This window comes from Pseudomonas tructae (assembly GCF_004214895.1).
Taxonomy (GTDB): Bacteria; Pseudomonadota; Gammaproteobacteria; order Pseudomonadales; family Pseudomonadaceae; genus Aquipseudomonas; species Aquipseudomonas tructae.
The window spans coordinates 974,715-992,463 of record NZ_CP035952.1; the positions used below are offsets into that span (position 1 = coordinate 974,715).

Below are 17,749 nucleotides of genomic sequence, written 5' to 3' on the forward strand. Positions count from 1 at the left end.
CGCTTGCCGCGTCGCTGCCCACAGGCGCCATTTTACTGCTGATGTTCACCGCGCTCGCGGGCAATGGCACGGTAGCCGATGTCCTTGCGGTAGAAGCTGCCTTGCCAGTTGATCTGGGCAGCCAGGCGGTAGGCTTGTTGCTGGGCGGATTCGACAGTGCTGCCCATGGCCGTGGCGCACAGTACGCGGCCACCGGTGGCAACCACCGCGCCGTCCTTGAGTGCGGTACCGGCGTGGAAGACCTTGCCTTCGAGCTTTGCGGCAGCGTCCAGGCCGTTGATCGCAGCGCCCTTGCTGTAGTCGCCAGGGTAGCCGCCGGCAGCCAGGACCACGCCCAGGCTTGGACGCGGATCCCACTGTGCTTCGACCTTGTCCAGGGCCTTGGCAAAGGCCGCTTCGATCAGCAGCACCAGGCTCGATTCCAGGCGCAGCATGACCGGTTGGGTTTCCGGGTCGCCAAAGCGGCAGTTGAACTCGATGACTTTCGGGTTGCCGGCCTTGTCGATCATCAGGCCTGCATAGAGGAAGCCGGTGTAAACGTTGCCTTCTTCAGCCATGCCGCGCACGGTTGGCCAGATCACCAGGTCCATGACGCGCTGATGCACGTCGGCGGTGACCACTGGCGCCGGCGAGTAAGCGCCCATGCCGCCGGTGTTGGGGCCGCTGTCGCCGTCGCCGACGCGCTTGTGATCCTGGCTGGTGGCCATTGGCAGGACATTGTGACCGTCGACCATGACGATGAAGCTGGCTTCTTCGCCGTCGAGGAACTCCTCGATCACCACGCGCGAACCAGCCTCACCGAAGGCGTTGCCGGCGAGCATGTCGCGCACGGCCTCTTCGGCTTCGGCCAGGGTCATGGCAACGATCACGCCTTTACCGGCGGCCAGACCGTCGGCCTTGATTACGATCGGCGCGCCTTTTTCACGCAGATAAGCCAGGGCCGGCTCGATCTCGGTGAAGTTCTGGTAGTCGGCGGTCGGGATCTTGTGGCGGGCCAGGAAGTCCTTGGTGAACGCCTTGGAGCCTTCCAGCTGGGCAGCGCCCTTGGTCGGGCCAAAGCAGTCCAGGCCGCGGCTGCGGAACAGGTCGACGACACCGGCAACCAGCGGGCCTTCAGGGCCGACGATGGTCAGGGCGACATTGTTCTCGGCGAAATCGGCCAGTTGCTCCAGGGCGCTGACGTCGATGTCGACGTTCTCGCACTTGGCTTCGGTGGCGGTGCCGGCGTTGCCTGGGGCCACGAAGACTTTCTCGACCCGAGGGTCCTGGGCGACTTTCCAGGCCAGGGCGTGTTCACGACCGCCGCTACCGATAATCAAAACTTTCATGTCAAAACCTCGATGAAGCTAATTCGGATAATGCTGGTAGGCGGGGCTCTTGTGGGAGCGGGCTTGCCCCGCGATGCGCTGTAACTGACCGATCGCAATCGCGGGTCAAGCCCGCCCCCACAGAGCCTGGCACCAGGTCCTGGGATCAGTGACGGAAGTGACGCATGCCGGTGAAGACCATGGCGATGCCGGCCTCGTCGGCGGCAGCGATGACTTCGGCGTCACGCATCGAACCACCTGGCTGGATCACCGCGGTGATTCCGACCTTGGCTGCGTTATCGATGCCATCACGGAACGGGAAGAACGCATCCGAAGCCATGACCGCGCCCTGTACCTGCAGGCCGGCATGCTCGGCCTTGATCGCGGCAATGCGGGCGGAGTTGACGCGGCTCATCTGGCCGGCGCCGACACCGATGGTCTGACGGTTCTTGGCGTAGACGATGGCGTTGGACTTGACGAACTTGGCCACTTTCCAGGCGAAGATCAGGTCGTTGATTTCCTGCTCGCTCGGCGCGCGCTGGGTAACCACTTTCAGATCGCCTGCGGTGATCATGCCGATGTCGCGGCTCTGCACCAGCAGGCCGCCGGTGACCCGCTTGAAGTCCCAGGCAGCGGCGCGCTCAGCCGACCACTCGCCGCAGGTCAGCAGGCGTACGTTGGCCTTGGCCGCGACGACGGCGCGAGCTGCGTCGCTGACGCTCGGGGCGATGATGACTTCGACGAACTGACGCTCGACGATAGCCTTGGCGGTTTCAGCGTCCAGCTCGCGGTTGAAGGCAATGATGCCGCCGAAGGCCGACTCGGTATCGGTTGCGTAAGCCAGTTCGTAGGCCTGGCGGATGCCGCCTTCGGCGTCCGGGCTGACCGCCACGCCGCACGGGTTGGCGTGCTTGACGATGACGCAGGCCGGCTTGACGAAGCTCTTCACACATTCCAGCGCGGCATCGGTGTCCGCCACGTTGTTGTACGACAGCTCCTTGCCCTGCAACTGCACGGCGGTGGCGATACCGGCTTCGGCCGGCTTGGCCTCGACATAGAACGCCGCGCTCTGGTGCGGGTTCTCGCCGTAGCGCATTTCCTGGGCCTTGATGAACTGGCTGTTGAACGTGCGCGGGAATTCGCTGCGGCTCTCAGTGCTGAGGGTGTCGGCGGCCTGGTTCACGGTGCCCATGTAGTTGGCGATCATGCCGTCGTAGGCGGCGGTGTGCTCGAAGGCCTTGAGCATCAGGTCGAAGCGCTGGGCGTAGGTCAGGCCGCCGGCCTTGAGGTTGTCCAGCACCTGGCCGTAGTCGCTGGCGTTGACCACGATAGCGACGTCTTTGTGGTTCTTGGCCGCCGAGCGGACCATGGTCGGGCCGCCGATGTCGATGTTCTCGATGGCGGTCGGCAGGTCACAGCCCGGCTTTGAGATGGTGGCTTCAAACGGGTAGAGGTTGACCGCGACCAGATCGATCGGCTTGATCCCGTGCTCGGCCATGATGGCGTCGTCGGTACCGCGACGGCCGAGGATGCCGCCGTGGATTTTCGGGTGCAGGGTTTTGACCCGGCCGTCCATCATTTCGGCGAAGCCGGTGTAATCGGCAACTTCCACCGCGGCAACGCCATTGTCCTGGAGCAACTTGAAGGTGCCACCGGTGGACAGGATCTCGACGCCGAGCTGCTGCAGCTCACGGGCGAATTCAAGGATCCCGGTCTTGTCGGAGACGCTGATCAAGGCGCGGCGGATCGGCAGGCGGGTAGTCTGGTCGGTCATTTCAGATTCCATAACGCGGTGAAGTCAAAAAAAGGCGACCTCATCGAATGGGAGCCGCCTTTTCTGGATTGGATTCGTGTTACAGCAAGTCGTACTGCTTGAGTTTCTTGCGCAAGGTGCCGCGGTTGAGTCCGAGCAGCTCGCTGGCCTTGGTCTGGTTGCCCTTGACGTAGTTCATTACGCTTTCGAGCAACGGCGCTTCGACTTCCGAGAGCACCAGGTTGTACACGTCCGTGACGGCCGCGCCCTCCAGATGGGCGAAATAGTTGTGCAGCGCCTTTTCCACACTGCCGCGAAGGGTCTGACCCTCTTCGCTCGGCGTATTCAGGTGCTGTTTCAGGTTGACGTTGTCGCTCACGGGCGTTGTTCCACTCACTAAAGTCTCGGTCATCATCGTCATGCGGCCACCCCTTGTCCGTCCTCTGTCTCAAGGCTCTGTTCACGTTCGCTGAAAAAGCCGCGAACGTTGGCGCACTGCGCTTGCGTGTCTTCCAAACGATTGAACCGGGCGCGAAACTCCTTGGCGCCCGGTAGCGTTGCCAGGTACCAGCCGACGTGCTTGCGGGCGATACGTACGCCCATCACATCGCCGTAAAAGGCGTGCAACGCGGTCAGGTGCTCCAGCAGAATTCGTTCCACTTCGTCCAGCTGCGGTGCCGGCAGTTTCTCGCCAGTACGCAGGTAATGCTCGATCTCGCGAAAGATCCATGGCCGCCCCTGGGCAGCCCGGCCAATCAGCAGGCCGTCGGCTCCGGTGGCATCCAGCACCGAGCGAGCCTTTTCGGGCGAAGTGATATCGCCATTGGCAAAGACCGGGATCGACACCGCCTGCTTGATCGCCGCGATGGTGTCGTACTCGGCTTCGCCGGTGTAGAGGTCGGCACGTGTGCGTCCATGTACAGCCAGTGCCTGGATACCGGCCTGCTCGGCGATTCTCGCCACTGTCAGGCCGTTCTTGTTGGCCCTGTCCCACCCCGTGCGGATCTTCAGTGTGACCGGCACGTCCACCGCGGCAACCACCGCGTGGAGGATTTCGCTGACCAGCGCCTCATCTTTCAATAAAGCAGAGCCTGCAGCCTTGTTGCAGACTTTTTTTGCCGGGCAGCCCATGTTGATGTCGATGATCTGCGCGCCAGCCTCGACGTTGGCCCGGGCTGCCGCTGCGAGCATCTGCGCGTCACCGCCGGCGATCTGTACCGAGCGCGGCTCGGGATCACCCTGGTGAATCATGCGCAGGCGCGACTTGCGGCTGTTCCACAGGCTCATGTCGCTGCTGACCATCTCCGACACCACCAGGCCTGCACCCATTCGTCGGCATAGCTGACGAAATGGCTGGTCCGTGACCCCGGCCATCGGGGCGAGGATCAGGGCGTTCTGCAGTGTGTATGGGCCGATGCGTACCGCCGACATAGGAGTTCCCTGTTGTGGGGGCCGATCTTAGAGTTCGAAAAAGGGTGGGCATGATACCCGCTCTCGGTGACCGGATAAAGAAGGATTTGGATAAAATCTGAACAGTTGTGGCGTTATAGCCTGAGGTTTGATTGCCGGGACAGGTGCCAGCCGGCTGGCGCCAGAGAACCCGGCGCCAGTTGGCAGGGCTATTCCGGCGAGCGGAAGCTCAGGCTGTAGTTGACCGCCTTGGGGCCCGGATCGAGGATGTCCAGGGCGATGTGGATTGGCGTCTGGCTGGGCATTTCGCCCTTGCCGGCCAGCTCACCGCTGAGGTACTCGGTGGGCTTGAAGCGGCGGCTGGCGATCAGTTGGCCATTGAGGTCGGCGAAGCGCAGCTCCAGCAGCGGGAACGGCTGGGAGAAGGGCGCACGGTTGTAGATGATCGCATCGACGATCAAGGCGCCATTGAAGTCCGGGTGACTGCGCACGACCAGGTTGCTGCTCTTGATCCGGGCAATGTCGACCCGTGACGGTACCTGGCAACCGACGCTCGGGCAGAGGGTCTGGAACCAGGGGCGGTAGCGATCCTGGCGGGCCAGTTCGTCGAACTGGTACCAGATGTACTGGCCGGCCAGCGCTGCTGCGGCGAACAGGACCAGCAGGATCCACAGCAGGCGCTTGCCCCAGTTGACCTTGGGTTTCTGCCAGCCCAGCTGGATCGGGTCGTCGACCAGGTCGAGCAGCGGCTCCTTGCGGGCCGGACGGCTGCTGACCGGGCCCAGGCCGGGTTCGCGGCGCTCGTCCAGCTCAGGTTCGGGGCTGTCCAGTTCGTCGTCAGGCTCGCGCGCTGACAGGCGCTCGCCTGGCAGTTCGTCGTCATCGGCGCGCAGCGAGTGCGCCGGCGGCACCACTGTGTCGAGGTCGTCGTCGAGCACATCGAGCGACAAAGACGGCTCGGTGCGCTCGCCCGGTGCTGGCGCAAGGTCCAGGGCTTCCTGTTCGATCAGTGGCGGTTGTGGCTCGTCCAGCTCGTCGGCCAGTGAGTCGCGCTCTGCGGCCGGGCTGCTGAACAGGCTGTCGGGCCAGTGCTGGTCGTCCTGCTCCGGGCTGTCGCGGTGCGCGCTGAGGCTGTCTTCGCGCGCTGCCACGGCCTTGAATTCGGTGGTTGGCTGGATTTCGCGCTGTTCCAAGCGCGCCAGTTCCTGGTCCAGGTCGAGCTGGTCGAGGTCAAGCTCGGCTGCGCTCCACTCATGCTGGATGGGCGGCTGCGCAGGCGCCACCTGCGGCTCGACCGGCGCCGACGGTACAGGAGGGTTCTGCGCCGCGTTTTGCTCCAGCAGTTGCTTGGCGGCGTTGAATACCTGCAGGCAGGCGCCGCAACGCACCACGCCGCGGGCCACGCTCAACTGATTGTGGCTGACGCGAAAGCTGGTCTGGCAATGCGGGCACTGGGTGACGAAACTGTCGGTCATGCGGCGGTCCGGGTTATGCAGAAGGTTATTCTAGGCGCACTTAGCGGCGTCGACCACTGATGCGTACCCAGCCATCGCGTACGGTGATCGGGTCGAGGTCGAAGTCCTTGGCGTAGGCCGCGGCGACTTCATCGCCTTGCTCTGCGAGAATCCCCGACAGCGCCAGCAGGCCACCCGGACGCACCAGTGCGGACAGCTGCGGGGCCAGGGACACCAGCGGGCCGGCCAGGATGTTGGCGACCAGCACGTCGGCCTGCATGGCCGGCATGTGCTCGGGCAGGTACAGGGCGAATTTCTCTTCGGCGATGCCGTTGCGCCCGGCGTTGTCGCGCGAAGCTTCCAGGGCCTGCACGTCGATGTCGGTACCGACCGCTTCGCGGGCACCGAGCAGCAGCGCGGCGATGGCGAGGATGCCCGAGCCGCAACCGAAATCGAGCACCTGGGTGCCTTTGAGTGCCTGGCCGTCGAGCCATTCCAGGCACAGGGCGGTGGTCGGGTGGGTGCCGGTGCCGAAGGCCAGGCCCGGATCGAGCAGCAGGTTGACTGCCTCAGGCTCTGGCGCAGTATGCCAGCTTGGCACAATCCACAGGCGCTGACCGAAACGCATCGGCTGGAAATTGTCCATCCAACTGCGTTCCCAGTCCTGGTCTTCGATGACTTCAGCCTGATGCTCCGGCAGCGTGGCGCCGGTCAAAAGCTGCAGGTGGGCGAACACCGCGCTGGCGTCGGTATCGGCTTCGAACAACGCCAGCAGGTGGGTATGCGACCACAGTGGTGTGGTGTTGAGGTCCGGTTCGAAGATCGGCTGATCTTCGGCATCCATGAAGGTGACCGAAACGGCGCCTACTTCGAGCAGGGCATCTTCATAGGTTTCGGCTTGTTCCGGGCTGATGGCCAGACGTACTTGCAGCCAAGGCATGGCGGGCACCTTTGGAAAAATTCTACAGGGGCAGCCCGAGGCTGCGAGAAGCCCGCCAGTTTACTTGAGTACGAGGGGTTTGTGGGATCCCACAGCAGGCCAAAAAAAAGACCCCGGCCATTGGGCCGGGGTCTTTTTCACTTCACTGCCGAATCACTCCTGGTTAGCCAGTTTGTGTTCCAGATAGTGAATGTTGACGCCACCTTTGCAGAAACCTTCATCGCGCACCAGGTCGCGGTGCAGCGGGATGTTGGTCTTGATGCCGTCGACGACGATTTCGTCCAGGGCATTGCGCATGCGCGCCATGGCTTCGTCGCGGTCCTTGCCGTAGGTGATCAGCTTGCCGATCAGCGAATCGTAGTTCGGCGGCACCGCATAACCACTGTACAGGTGCGAATCGACGCGAACGCCGTTGCCGCCTGGGGCGTGGAAGTGCTTGACGGTACCAGGGCTTGGGATGAACTTCTTCGGGTCTTCGGCGTTGATCCGGCACTCCAGCGAGTGGCCGCGAATCACTACGTCATCCTGGCTGAACGACAGCTTGTTGCCAGCGGCGATGCTGAGCATCTCCTTGACGATGTCGATACCAGTCACCATCTCCGAAACCGGGTGCTCGACCTGAACACGGGTGTTCATTTCGATGAAGTAGAACGCACCGTTTTCATAGAGGAACTCGAAGGTGCCAGCGCCACGATAGCCGATGTCGATACACGCCTTGACGCAGCGTGCGAAGACTTCCTGGCGAGCCTTCTCGTCGATGCCCGGGGCCGGTGCTTCTTCCAGTACTTTCTGGTGGCGGCGCTGCAGCGAGCAGTCACGGTCACCCAGGTGTACGGCGTTGCCCTGGCCGTCGGACAGGACCTGAACTTCCACGTGGCGCGGGTTGGTCAGGAACTTCTCGAGGTAGACCATCGGGTTGCCGAAGGCCGCACCGGCTTCGCTGCGGGTCAGGATGGCCGAAGCGATCAGGTCTTCTTCCTTGTGCACCACGCGCATACCGCGACCACCACCGCCACCGGCGGCCTTGATGATCACCGGATAGCCGACTTCACGGCCAATGCGCAGGGCTTCTTCTTCGTCTTCGGGCAGCGGGCCGTCGGAGCCCGGTACGGTAGGAACGCCGGCTTTGATCATTGCGTCCTTGGCCGAGACCTTGTCGCCCATCAGGCGAATGGTGTCAGCTTTCGGACCAATGAAGGCAAAACCGGAGTTCTCGACCTGCTCGGCGAAATCGGCGTTTTCCGCAAGGAAACCGTAGCCTGGGTGAATGGCGGTAGCGCCGGTCACTTCAGCTGCGGCGATGATCGCCGGGATGTGCAGGTAGGACTGGCTGGCCGAAGCCGGGCCGATGCACACAGACTCGTCGGCCAGGCCCAGGTGCATCAGTTCGCGGTCAGCCGTGGAGTGTACGGCGACGGTCTTGATGCCCAGCTCTTTACAGGCACGCAGGATCCGCAGGGCAATTTCCCCGCGGTTGGCAATCAGGACTTTTTCCAGCTTCGCAGACATCGTTGGCTCTCCGCAGGTCAAACGATGGTGAACAGCGGCTGGTCGAACTCAACCGGCTGACCGTCTTCTACCAGGATGGATTCGATCACACCGCTGGTTTCAGCTTCGATGTGGTTCATCATCTTCATGGCTTCGACGATGCACAGGGTGTCGCCTTTCTTCACGGTCTGGCCGACTTCAACGAAGGAGGGCGAAGTAGGCGAGGCTTTGCGGTAGAAGGTACCGACCATTGGCGAACGGGCAACGGTGCCGTTGAGCTTCGGAGCGGCGGCTTCGGCAGGCGCTGCGGCAGCAACAGGGGCGGCGGCCGGTGCGGCAACAGGCGCGGCGACTGGAGCCGGCGCGTAGTACTGCTGGGCTGGAGTCTTGCTGTTGCGGCTGATCCGGACGGATTCCTCGCCTTCCTTGATCTCCAGCTCGTCGATGCCAGACTCTTCCAGCAGTTCGATCAGTTTCTTGACTTTACGGATATCCATTAATCAGCAACTCCCAAGGTTCGGTCAGGGGCGTAAATATAAAAACGTGTTAGCAAACGTTTCTTGTGAGCCCTGGCCAACAAGGCCAGGTTCTCGTCATCAGGGCTTTGCGTTAGCAGCCAGGTGTTCCAGGGCAGACTCCAGGGCCAGGCGGTAACCGCTGGCGCCCAGGCCGCAAATCACCCCTACGGCGACATCAGAGAAGTAGGAGTGATGGCGAAAAGGTTCGCGTTTGTGCACGTTGGACAGATGCACTTCGATGAATGGGATGCTCACCGCCAGCAATGCGTCACGTAATGCGACACTTGTGTGCGTAAAAGCCGCCGGATTGATCAGGATGAAATCCACGCCTTCGCTGCGCGCAGCATGGATGCGGTCGATCAATTCGTACTCGGCATTGCTTTGCAGGTACTGCAGGTGATGGCCGGCGGCGCGGGCGCGCTGCTCCAGATCCTGGTTGATCTGGGCCAGGGTCACGGCGCCATAGACACCCGGCTCGCGGGTCCCGAGCAGGTTCAGATTGGGGCCGTGCAGTACCAGTAGCGTTGCCATCTATGGTTCCTTTTTATCGTTAGGAAACTTTGCGCGGCGACTATGCCGTAAACCGGCAGGCACTGTCCAGTTGCCGACAGTAGCCAGCACGATGACCGATATTCACGCTAAATATGTGACTAATTTATTAATTTCGGTCATCGAAACCGGCTATTTAACGGCCAGAGGAAGTTATAGACCCAGATCGGCGCGAATGCGCGTCAGATGTGCGGCAAATTCGCCGGCGTTTATCTCGCCAACCAGGCGATCAGCCCTGATTTCGCTACCGTTCGCAGCAAAGAACAGCAGCGCGGGTGGCCCGAACAGCTGGTAGCGGTCGAGCAGGGCGCGCTGCTCGGCGTTGCTCTGGGTGATATCGAAGCGCAGCAGCTTGTAATCCTTGAGTTGCGGTTGCACGGCTGGGGCATTGAGCACTTCGTGCTCGATCACCTTGCAACTGATGCACCAGTCGGCGTACCAGTCCAGCAGCACCGGCTGGCCGGCAGCCTTGGCGGCGGCCAGGGCGCCATCGAGCGCCGCAGGTGTGCTGATGGTCCGCCAGTCGCTGGTGCTGCCGGCCTGGGTAGTGCCAGCGCTGCCGGCGATGTTGGCCTGGGGCAGCGGACGCAGCGGATCGCTCTGGCCGCTGAGGGCGCCATACCAGCAGGCCAGAGCATAGAACAGCAGGGCCAGGCCGAGCAGTTGTGCCAGGCGCTGGCGGCTGGTTTTTACAGTGAACTCCAGAGCGCCGAGGAACACGGCGGTACCGGCCGCCAGCAGGCCGACCAGCAACAGCGTGACCTGGCCCGGCAACACACGGCTGAGCAGGCCGATGGCCAGGCCCAGCAGCAACACACCGATGGCGTTTTTCACGGTCACCAGCCACGGCCCGCTTTTCGGCAACCAGGCCGCGCCACCGGTGGCGATCAGCAGCAGTGGTGCGCCCATGCCCAGGCCCAGGGCGAACAGCTTCAGCGCACCGCCCAGGGCATCACCGCTGGCACTGATGTATAGCAAGGCGCCGGCCAGGGGGGCCGACACGCAGGGTGACACCAGCAGGCTGGAAAACACCCCGAGGATTGCCGCACCGATCAGCGAGCCGCCTTTGGTCTGGCCAACCAGGCGCTCCAGGCGGCTGCTCAGAGCATGAGGCAGTTTGAGCTCGAACAGGCCGAACATGGCCAGGGCGAACAGCACGAAGAACAGCGCGAACGGCACCAGCACCCAGGCCGACTGCAGGCGCGCCTGCAGGTTCAGGCCTGCGCCGAACAGGCCCATCAAGGCGCCGAGCAGGGCGAAACAGGCGGCCATCGGCAGCACATAGGCCAGCGACAGAGCGAAGCCGCGCAGGCCGCCGACCTGGCCGCGCAAGACAACGCCGGAGAGGATCGGCAGCATGGGTAGCACGCAAGGCGTGAAAGTCAGGCCGACGCCTGCGAGGAAGAACAGCAGCAAGCCTTTCCAGTCCCAGCCGGCCTCGGTGCTTGCTGGCGTCTTGCTGGTGACGCCGTCGATGCTCAGTCGTGCGGTTTCTGGCGGGTAGCACAGGCCCTTGTCGGCGCAGCCCTGGTAACCGACCAGCAGGGTGTAGGCGCGTGTTTCGTTGGCCGGGCGGGGAATCTCGATGTCGAGGATGCCGTGGTAGACCTCGACGTCACCGAAGAACTCGTCGTGCTTGGCTTCACCGGGCGGGATCTGCGCCGTGCCCAGGGTGATGTCGGCAGGTTCGCTGCGAAACTGGAAACGGTGGCGATACAGGTAGTAGCCGTCGGCAGCGACGAAGCGCAGCTTCAGGGTTTGCCCCTCATCCTGCACCAGGCTCAGTTTGAAGGCTTCGTGCACCGGCAGGAACTCGGCGCTGTTGCTCAGCGACGCGGCGCCCAGGGTGGCACTGGGGCGATTGTCGAGCAGGCCGGCGCCGACGGCGGGCAAGGCCAGGAACAGAAACAGAAGGCAAAGCAGGCGGCGCATGACGATCTCGCTGTGCAAAAGTGCCTGCATGATAACGGACTTTGGGCTTATTCGCGGCCATCGCGGGGCAAGCCCGCTCCTACAAGACTTGTGGGAGCGGGCTTGCCCCGCGATGGCCGCGACACATTCTCACAGGCGAAACGCCCGCACCGCCGTGTTCAGCTCTGCGCCAAGCCGAAGCAACTGTTCACCCTGCTCACGACCTTCACCAATGCGCTGCAGATTGTCTTCACCCAGGTCATGAATCCGCTCGCTGTGATCGCGAATCTCGCTCACCGCGCCGCTTTGCTGGGCGGTGACATCGGCAATGCGTACGGCGGTGGCGGAGATGGTCTGGATCGCCGCGACAATTTCATCCAGTGCGCCGTCGGCGGCCTGGGCCTGATCAGCGGTGGCTTCGGCATGCTCTAGCTGGGTGCGCATGCCTTCGACCGAGTCGCGCGCCGCCTGCTGCAAGCGCCCGATCAGGGTCTGGATCTCGCCGGTGGCGCCGGTGGTGCGTTGGGCCAGTGAGCGTACTTCTTCGGCAACCACGGCAAAGCCACGGCCCATTTCCCCGGCCCGCGCTGCCTCGATCGCGGCATTGAGAGCCAGCAGGTTGGTCTGCTCGGCAATCGAGCGGATCACTGTCAATACACCGCCAATGGTCGCCGACTCTTCAGCCAGTTGCTCGATCATCTGCGCGTTGCCTTGCACCTCATCGACCAGCGCCCGCAGCCCGGTCAGGCTCTGGCCGATCACCGCCTGGCCTTGTTCCACCGCCCGCCCGGCATCATGGCTGGCGTCGGCAGCCTGGCTGGCATCACCGGCTACCTGGAGGATGGTGGCTTCCAGTTCGCCCAGGGCGTCGCGGATCTGTGCGGTATCGCCGGCCTGGCGTTCAGCGCCGTCGTGCAGGGCGCTGCTCATGCCGGCCAGGGCGTGGCTGCTGCCGGCGACTTGCTCTGCGTTGTGGCGCAGGGTGCCGACCAGTTCGACCAGATAGACCCGCAGGCGGTTGAGCGAATCCTGGATGTCGTGCATCTCACGGTTGCTCCTGCCCAGGGTGATGGCCTGGCTAAAGTCACCCTCGGCCCAGCGCGACAAGGCCGGTGCAAGGTTGCTCAACACCCGGGCCAAGCGCCGCTGCAGGGTGTCGATGAGCAGGGCGATGAGCAGGATCAGGCCGATCATCAAGCCCTGAATAATGCGCACCTCACCTTGAAGGGTGGCGTGCTGGCTGCGTACACCGGGTTCGAGCTCTGCGATGGCCTGCTGCACGGCGGCTATGCGTTGATGGGTGCTGGCGGCCAGTTCGGCGCGCTGCTTGATCTGTTCGCGGGTGCGTTGCAGTTCGCCGGGATAGCGCTTGATCAGGCTGTTGAGTTCACGCTTGAGGGCGATGCCCTGATCTTCAGGGCCAGCGCTGGCCTGGGCTTGCAGGCCCATCAGAGCGGCAAAGTCATCGGCGCTGGATTCGCTGGCCGCCGTCACCCCGAGCAGGGGCAGTTGCTCAAGTATCTGGGCCTGGGCGGTGATCTGTTGCAGCTCACGTTCGACTTCATCGGCCAGTTCGCTGCGTCCGCTGCTGACCAGCTTGTCCCGGGCAAGCGATAAGCGGGACAGGTGCAATGACGCGCTGAACAGCGCTGGCGCATAGGCCGCAGCGCTAGTGCTGGTGCTGCTCTGGGCATAGCTGGCCAGTTGTTCGAGGCTGGCGCCCAACTCGCGTTCTGCTTGCAGCAACAGGGCCTGGGGATCACCGGCCAGCTTGCCGGCGCCGAGCAGTTCGTTGCGGGTGAAGCGCTGCAGGCTTTCCAGGCTCGGGCGCAGGGTCGTGGCAAGCGCCGTTGGCAGTTGCTCGAGCTCGCTTTCAAGGGCCGCGGTGGCCTGCACGGCCGTGGCGTGGAGCAAGGCGTCGCCGCTGCTCAGGTAGTCCTGGATATTGCGCGCTGCCTGGTTCTGGAACTGCTGCGACAGCGCCAGGTAGCGCTCCATCAATTGATAGGGGCGCTCAAGAGCGCGCTGCGACCACCACAGGGTCGCGCCCAGAGCGATGCACACGGTGACCAGTAACAGGGTATTGAGATTGGTGAGCAGCTTCAGGCGCATGTCCGGTGTCTACCAACGGCCGAATGGTAAGCGCCTGAAGTTATTGCGTTTTCATGACCGGGTTATGACGAGGCAGGCCAACTGCTGAAAAAAAGCTGGCACTTGGCCTTTACGCGTCCACCCGCTGTACGCAGTTGCGTCCGGCGCCTTTGGCCCGGTATAGCGCTTCGTCGGCGGCGGTGGCCATGCTCAGGGCATCCAGGCCTTCGCTCAGTTGCACCACGCCGGCACTGAAGGTGCAGGAAAGGTCACGTGGCTGGGCCGGGTAGTGGATTTCGGCAAAGCGCCGACGGATTTCGTCGAGCACCTTGTGCGCCGCGCCCAGGTCGGTGTTGGGCATGACGATGGCAAATTCTTCGCCACCATAGCGGCCAATGAAATCGGTCTTGCGCAAGCGCTGCTTGAGAAACAGTGCCAGGCTCTTGATCACCCGGTCGCCCATGGGGTGGCCGTGGCTGTCGTTGACCTTCTTGAAATGGTCGATATCGAGCATGGCGAAGCTCAGTGGCTGCTCTTCGCGACGCGCACGAAAGCTGCAGTCTTCCAGCAGTTGCAGAATGTGGGTGTGGTTGTACAGCCCGGTCAGGCTGTCGCGGACCATGCGTGCCTTGAGGTTGCGCGCGCGCGCGGCGCGGTTGCGCACGGTGGTGATCAAGTGGCGCGAGCGTATCGGCTTGGTCAAGAAGTCATCACCGCCCTCGCTCATGGCATCGAGCTGCTTGTCGAGGTCGTCCTCGGCCGACAGGTAGATGATCGGCACGCTGACATAACGGTCATTGTGACGGATCACCTTGGCCAACTCGGTGCCGTTGCAGGCTGGCATGTACATGTCGAGGATGATCAGGTCGGGCTGGAAGTCGGCAAGCTCGGCCATGGTCTGGATCGGATCGATCAGGGTGCGGGTGACGATCCCGGCGCTGTTGAGCAGGCGTTCGGTGTGCAGGGCCTGGGCCCGCGAATCGTCAATGATCAGCACCTTGAAGGGTTCGTACTGGGTGACGCTGGTCAACAGCTCGACTTTTTCCAGCAGGATCGAGGCTTCCAGGGTGCCGGTAAGGAACTCCTGACCGCCCGCGCGTACGGCGGCCAGGCGGGTCGGGGTGTCGGTTTCGTGCAGACTGAAGAACAGCAAAGGTATGCGCTGTTCAAGCCCCTGCTGGGCCTGTGCGGCCAGTTGCAGGCCAACACCGGGGCCGGTGAAGTCGACGTCCATGACGATTGCCGAGGGCAGCCGTTCGCTCATGGTCGACTGGAATGCAGCGGCGCTGTACAAGGCTTGTACACCCAAGCCGAAAAACTCCAGTTGCTGGGCCAGGCGTTCGGCGCGGTCGTGGTCCTGGAGCATGATGTACACCGGCTTGCGCAAGGGCGGCAGCGGCACTTGCTCAAGCTGGTCGCCCTGGCGCAGGCCGGTGCGTGACAGGCGCTGCATCAGCCGGTTGAGTTCACTGATCAGTTGGCTGCTCAGCCGCGCACTGTTGGCCTCGACCGCCTCCAGCGCCTGGCCGATGGCTTCGGCCAACTGGCTGTGCTCGGGTTGCTCGAAGCGCTCGGCATAGCGCTGCAGGCGCAGGTTGGCTTCGCACAGCTCGCCAAGGTCGCCGGTCGACCACTCGCTGCGCTGCAGGCGCTGCCAGATCTCGAGGATTTGCCGGGCCTGATGAATGACCCGTTGGGCAAAGTGTTGCTTGAGGCGCTCACGATTCGGGTCTTCTGGCTCGGTCATGTCCTGACTACTTATAAGGGGTGAGGCTGAGTTCGAGTGATGGCTCTATGCTAGCACCACTTTCCCGGCAATCGAGTGCCTTGTATCAATTAACTGTACAAGTCTGTTTATTCAATTGCTGACTCAAGAGTCGCTTATGCGATCCTGCTGGCTTGATTTATAGTGCAACGATACTTGCCGACCCCGGCAGGTGGCGCTCGGCACAAAAAGCCCATCGCGCTGGCACGAAGCCCGGGGGTTGCGGTCGAACCCCTTGAACCGACGTGACACAAAGGACAACGCCATGCTGGATTGGAAAAACCGTACAGGCAAAGCCGAGGCGCGTGAGCGGGTCGAGCCGCGCACCGCCGCCACCCGCAGCTATTTCGGCGGGTTGATGTTCAGCCGCGCCCTGGGTTCGCTGATCGGCCTGTACCTGCTGGTGTGCGTGGGCCTGGGTTGGTACTGGAGCGAAGAGCCCGACCTGTTCCCGGTGCAGCAGAACGCCCAGGCCGCCGCGGAAAAAACCGGCAAGCAGATGGTGGTCGGCTACACAACCATCGAAACCCTCAAGACCGTGGCCGGTACGCTGCTCAACAAGCCCGGCGGCTACATTTCCAACGACCGTTTCCCGCCAGGCCTGTGGATGGACAACATGCCCAGTTGGGAATACGGCGTGCTGGTCCAGGTGCGCGACCTGAGCCGCGCCCTGCGCAAGGACTTTGCCCGCTCGCAGTCGCAGTCCACCGAAGACGCTGACCTGGCCAAGGCCGAGCCACGTTTCAACTTCGACAACAAGAGCTGGATCCTGCCGTCGAGCGAATCCGAGTTCCAGGAAGGCATCAATTCGCTGACCCGCTACCAGAACCGCCTGGCCTCGCCGGAACAGCAGGGCGCGCTGTTCTACACCCGCGCCGACAACCTCAACAACTGGCTGGGCGACGTCGCCACTCGCCTGGGCTCGCTGTCGCAGCGGCTGTCGGCCAGTGTTGGCCGGGTCAAGCTCAACAGCACCCTGAAGACCGAGTCGGTGGTCCCGGGGCAGGTGCCGCAGCTTGACGAGGAAGTGGTGGAAACCCCGTGGCTGCAGATCGACAACGTCTTCTATGAAGCCCGCGGCCAGGCCTGGGCGCTGTCGCACCTGCTGCGCGCCATCGAGGTCGACTTCGCCGACGTGCTGGCGAAGAAGAACGCCACGGTCAGCGTGCGGCAGATCATCCGTGAACTGGAAGCCTCGCAGGAGCCACTGTGGAGCCCGATGGTGCTCAACGGCAGCGGTTTTGGCATGTGGGCCAACCACTCGCTGGTCATGGCCAACTACATCTCGCGGGCCAACGCTGCGGTGATCGACCTGCGTCAACTGCTGACCCAGGGCTGATCCGGTGTCTATCTCCAAGCAGGAAGCGGCGCACCGCGCCGCCTCCGACCTCGAACTGATTGCCTGGGTCGACAAAGACGATCAGTTGCTCGGCGCCTTGCCCCGTGGCGAACTGCGCGAACGCGGCCTGATCGGTCGTGGTACCTACATCCTGCTGTTCAACTGCGCCGGTGAGTTATGCGTGCATCGGCGTACCGAAAGCAAGGCGATCTACCCGGGGTACTGGGATGTGGCAGCCGGTGGCATGGTCCAGGCCGACGAGAGCTTTGCCAAGTCGGCAGCCCGCGAACTGGAAGAAGAACTGGGAGTAAGCGGGGTCGAGCTCACCGCCCACGAGTGCTTTTTCTTTGATCAACCGGGCAACCGGCTCTGGTGCGCAGTGTTCTCGGCGGTCTGGGACGGGCCTTTGCGCCTGCAACCGGAAGAGGTCAGCGAAGCGCGCTTCATCCCCGTCGAGCAGGCCCTGGCCGACAGCCGGCAACAGCCATATTGCCCTGATTCGCTGGCGGCGTTGCAGCGCTACATCGACCGTCAAGCCTGACGTCGCGAATCACATACAAAATGGCGCAGTTTTGTACTTAGCATTCGCGACATTTATCGTTACACTGCGCGGCCTTCAAGGCTGCCGCACGCTCCATGCGGCAGTTGCGCTGCCCCTGCCAGAGTGGGGCTTCGCGGTCGGTACCCCGCCAGGGGCGTCGACCAGTTTTTATCCTCACCGTAGAGGATCAAACGTGGCCAAGAAAGCCGCATCATTCGCCGCCCTCGGTGGCCTGGTGTTCTCCACCGATGCAGGTCGGCATTGCCCGGACTGCAGCAAACCCATAGATGCCTGCATCTGCAAACAGACGCTCATCCCCGAAGGCGATGGCATTGCTCGCGTGCGTCGCGAAAGCAAGGGCCGTGGCGGCAAGACGGTGACGACCATCAGCGGCGTGCCGCTGCCCCTGGAACAGCTCAAGGATCTGGCCGGCACGCTCAAGCGTCGCTGCGGAACCGGCGGCGCGTTGAAAGACGGGGTCATCGAAATCCAGGGCGATCATGTCGAGCTGTTACTGGCCGAACTGATCAAACAGGGCTTCAAAGCGAAAAAATCCGGCGGCTGAACGCTGCAACGCGATTTTTTGCCATTGGCTTTCTAAACTCGTTCCCGTCGCCAGGGTCTATCCCTGAACACGGATAATCGTCACTTTCAGGTTTTACACTGCGCCCGCCCCATGCCGG

Annotated in this window: 15 protein-coding genes; 3 read left to right on the plus strand and 12 right to left on the minus strand. The window is 63.0% G+C overall.

Annotated elements, in window-relative coordinates; translation table 11 throughout:
- Positions 1-32: 32 nt before the first annotated feature.
- From purD to EXN22_RS04495, 12 genes are all read right to left on the minus strand, one after another.
- Positions 33-1,328, minus strand: coding sequence for a phosphoribosylamine--glycine ligase (purD, locus tag EXN22_RS04440; RefSeq protein ID WP_130262931.1), 1,296 nt, complete (start codon positions 1,326-1,328; stop codon positions 33-35).
- Positions 1,329-1,473: 145 nt separating this feature from the next.
- A complete protein-coding gene (gene purH, locus EXN22_RS04445; RefSeq protein WP_130262932.1) occupies positions 1,474-3,081 on the minus strand; it encodes a bifunctional phosphoribosylaminoimidazolecarboxamide formyltransferase/IMP cyclohydrolase in 1,608 nt (535 codons plus the stop codon).
- Between the two features lie 79 nt (positions 3,082-3,160).
- Complete coding sequence (gene fis / locus EXN22_RS04450; RefSeq protein ID WP_003186237.1) at positions 3,161-3,481, minus strand: DNA-binding transcriptional regulator Fis; 321 nt, start codon at positions 3,479-3,481, stop codon at positions 3,161-3,163.
- On the minus strand, positions 3,478-4,491 hold the full coding sequence (gene dusB, locus EXN22_RS04455; RefSeq protein WP_130262933.1) for a tRNA dihydrouridine synthase DusB: 1,014 nt from the start codon (positions 4,489-4,491) through the stop codon (positions 3,478-3,480). Before dusB ends, fis begins: the two co-directional genes overlap by 4 nt.
- Positions 4,492-4,679: 188 nt before the next feature.
- Entirely contained in the window at positions 4,680-5,945 is a 1,266-nt protein-coding gene (locus tag EXN22_RS04460; RefSeq protein ID WP_130262934.1) for a DUF3426 domain-containing protein, read from the minus strand.
- 40 nt (positions 5,946-5,985) lie between these two features.
- A complete protein-coding gene (prmA, locus tag EXN22_RS04465; protein ID WP_130262935.1) occupies positions 5,986-6,864 on the minus strand; it encodes a 50S ribosomal protein L11 methyltransferase in 879 nt (292 codons plus the stop codon).
- Between the two features lie 153 nt (positions 6,865-7,017).
- Positions 7,018-8,373, minus strand: a complete 1,356-nt coding sequence (gene accC, locus EXN22_RS04470; protein WP_130262936.1) for an acetyl-CoA carboxylase biotin carboxylase subunit — start codon at positions 8,371-8,373, stop codon at positions 7,018-7,020.
- 17 nt (positions 8,374-8,390) lie between these two features.
- Complete coding sequence (gene accB / locus EXN22_RS04475; protein WP_130262937.1) at positions 8,391-8,849, minus strand: acetyl-CoA carboxylase biotin carboxyl carrier protein; 459 nt, start codon at positions 8,847-8,849, stop codon at positions 8,391-8,393.
- A gap of 99 nt (positions 8,850-8,948) precedes the next feature.
- Complete coding sequence (gene aroQ / locus EXN22_RS04480; RefSeq protein ID WP_028945755.1) at positions 8,949-9,401, minus strand: type II 3-dehydroquinate dehydratase; 453 nt, start codon at positions 9,399-9,401, stop codon at positions 8,949-8,951.
- 171 nt (positions 9,402-9,572) lie between these two features.
- Positions 9,573-11,351 (minus strand): protein-disulfide reductase DsbD, encoded by a 1,779-nt coding sequence (locus tag EXN22_RS04485; RefSeq protein ID WP_130266753.1) that lies wholly within the window; start codon positions 11,349-11,351, stop codon positions 9,573-9,575.
- A gap of 129 nt (positions 11,352-11,480) precedes the next feature.
- The gene (locus tag EXN22_RS04490; RefSeq protein ID WP_130262938.1) at positions 11,481-13,442 is read right to left on the minus strand and encodes a methyl-accepting chemotaxis protein; all 1,962 of its coding nucleotides are present in this window, start codon (positions 13,440-13,442) and stop codon (positions 11,481-11,483) included.
- 109 nt (positions 13,443-13,551) lie between these two features.
- A complete protein-coding gene (locus tag EXN22_RS04495) occupies positions 13,552-15,168 on the minus strand; it encodes a response regulator (protein ID WP_130262939.1) in 1,617 nt (538 codons plus the stop codon).
- A 283-nt stretch (positions 15,169-15,451) separates the two neighbouring features.
- Here EXN22_RS04495 and EXN22_RS04500 point away from each other — a divergent pair, with 283 nt between their 5' ends.
- The 3 genes from EXN22_RS04500 to EXN22_RS04510 all read left to right on the plus strand — a co-directional run bounded on the left by EXN22_RS04500 (position 15,452) and on the right by EXN22_RS04510 (position 17,631).
- On the plus strand, positions 15,452-16,525 hold the full coding sequence (locus tag EXN22_RS04500; RefSeq protein WP_130262940.1) for a DUF2333 family protein: 1,074 nt from the start codon (positions 15,452-15,454) through the stop codon (positions 16,523-16,525).
- Positions 16,526-16,529: 4 nt separating this feature from the next.
- Positions 16,530-17,066: an NUDIX hydrolase gene (locus EXN22_RS04505; protein WP_130262941.1), complete on the plus strand. Its 537-nt coding sequence runs from the start codon at positions 16,530-16,532 to the stop codon at positions 17,064-17,066.
- A gap of 193 nt (positions 17,067-17,259) precedes the next feature.
- Complete coding sequence (locus tag EXN22_RS04510; RefSeq protein WP_130262942.1) at positions 17,260-17,631, plus strand: translation initiation factor Sui1; 372 nt, start codon at positions 17,260-17,262, stop codon at positions 17,629-17,631.
- Positions 17,632-17,749: the final 118 nt, after the last annotated feature.

Coding starts and splice junctions, on each gene's coding strand:
- purD (WP_130262931.1), bottom strand. CDS start 1,328: ATGAAAGTTTTGATTATCGGTAGCGGCGGTCGTGAACACGCCCTGGCC.
- purH (WP_130262932.1), bottom strand. CDS start 3,081: ATGACCGACCAGACTACCCGCCTGCCGATCCGCCGCGCCTTGATCAGC.
- fis (WP_003186237.1), bottom strand. CDS start 3,481: ATGACGATGATGACCGAGACTTTAGTGAGTGGAACAACGCCCGTGAGC.
- dusB (WP_130262933.1), bottom strand. CDS start 4,491: ATGTCGGCGGTACGCATCGGCCCATACACACTGCAGAACGCCCTGATC.
- EXN22_RS04460 (WP_130262934.1), bottom strand. CDS start 5,945: ATGACCGACAGTTTCGTCACCCAGTGCCCGCATTGCCAGACCAGCTTT.
- prmA (WP_130262935.1), bottom strand. CDS start 6,864: ATGCCTTGGCTGCAAGTACGTCTGGCCATCAGCCCGGAACAAGCCGAA.
- accC (WP_130262936.1), bottom strand. CDS start 8,373: ATGTCTGCGAAGCTGGAAAAAGTCCTGATTGCCAACCGCGGGGAAATT.
- accB (WP_130262937.1), bottom strand. CDS start 8,849: ATGGATATCCGTAAAGTCAAGAAACTGATCGAACTGCTGGAAGAGTCT.
- aroQ (WP_028945755.1), bottom strand. CDS start 9,401: ATGGCAACGCTACTGGTACTGCACGGCCCCAATCTGAACCTGCTCGGG.
- EXN22_RS04485 (WP_130266753.1), bottom strand. CDS start 11,351: ATGCGCCGCCTGCTTTGCCTTCTGTTTCTGTTCCTGGCCTTGCCCGCC.
- EXN22_RS04490 (WP_130262938.1), bottom strand. CDS start 13,442: ATGCGCCTGAAGCTGCTCACCAATCTCAATACCCTGTTACTGGTCACC.
- EXN22_RS04495 (WP_130262939.1), bottom strand. CDS start 15,168: ATGACCGAGCCAGAAGACCCGAATCGTGAGCGCCTCAAGCAACACTTT.
- EXN22_RS04500 (WP_130262940.1), top strand. CDS start 15,452: ATGCTGGATTGGAAAAACCGTACAGGCAAAGCCGAGGCGCGTGAGCGG.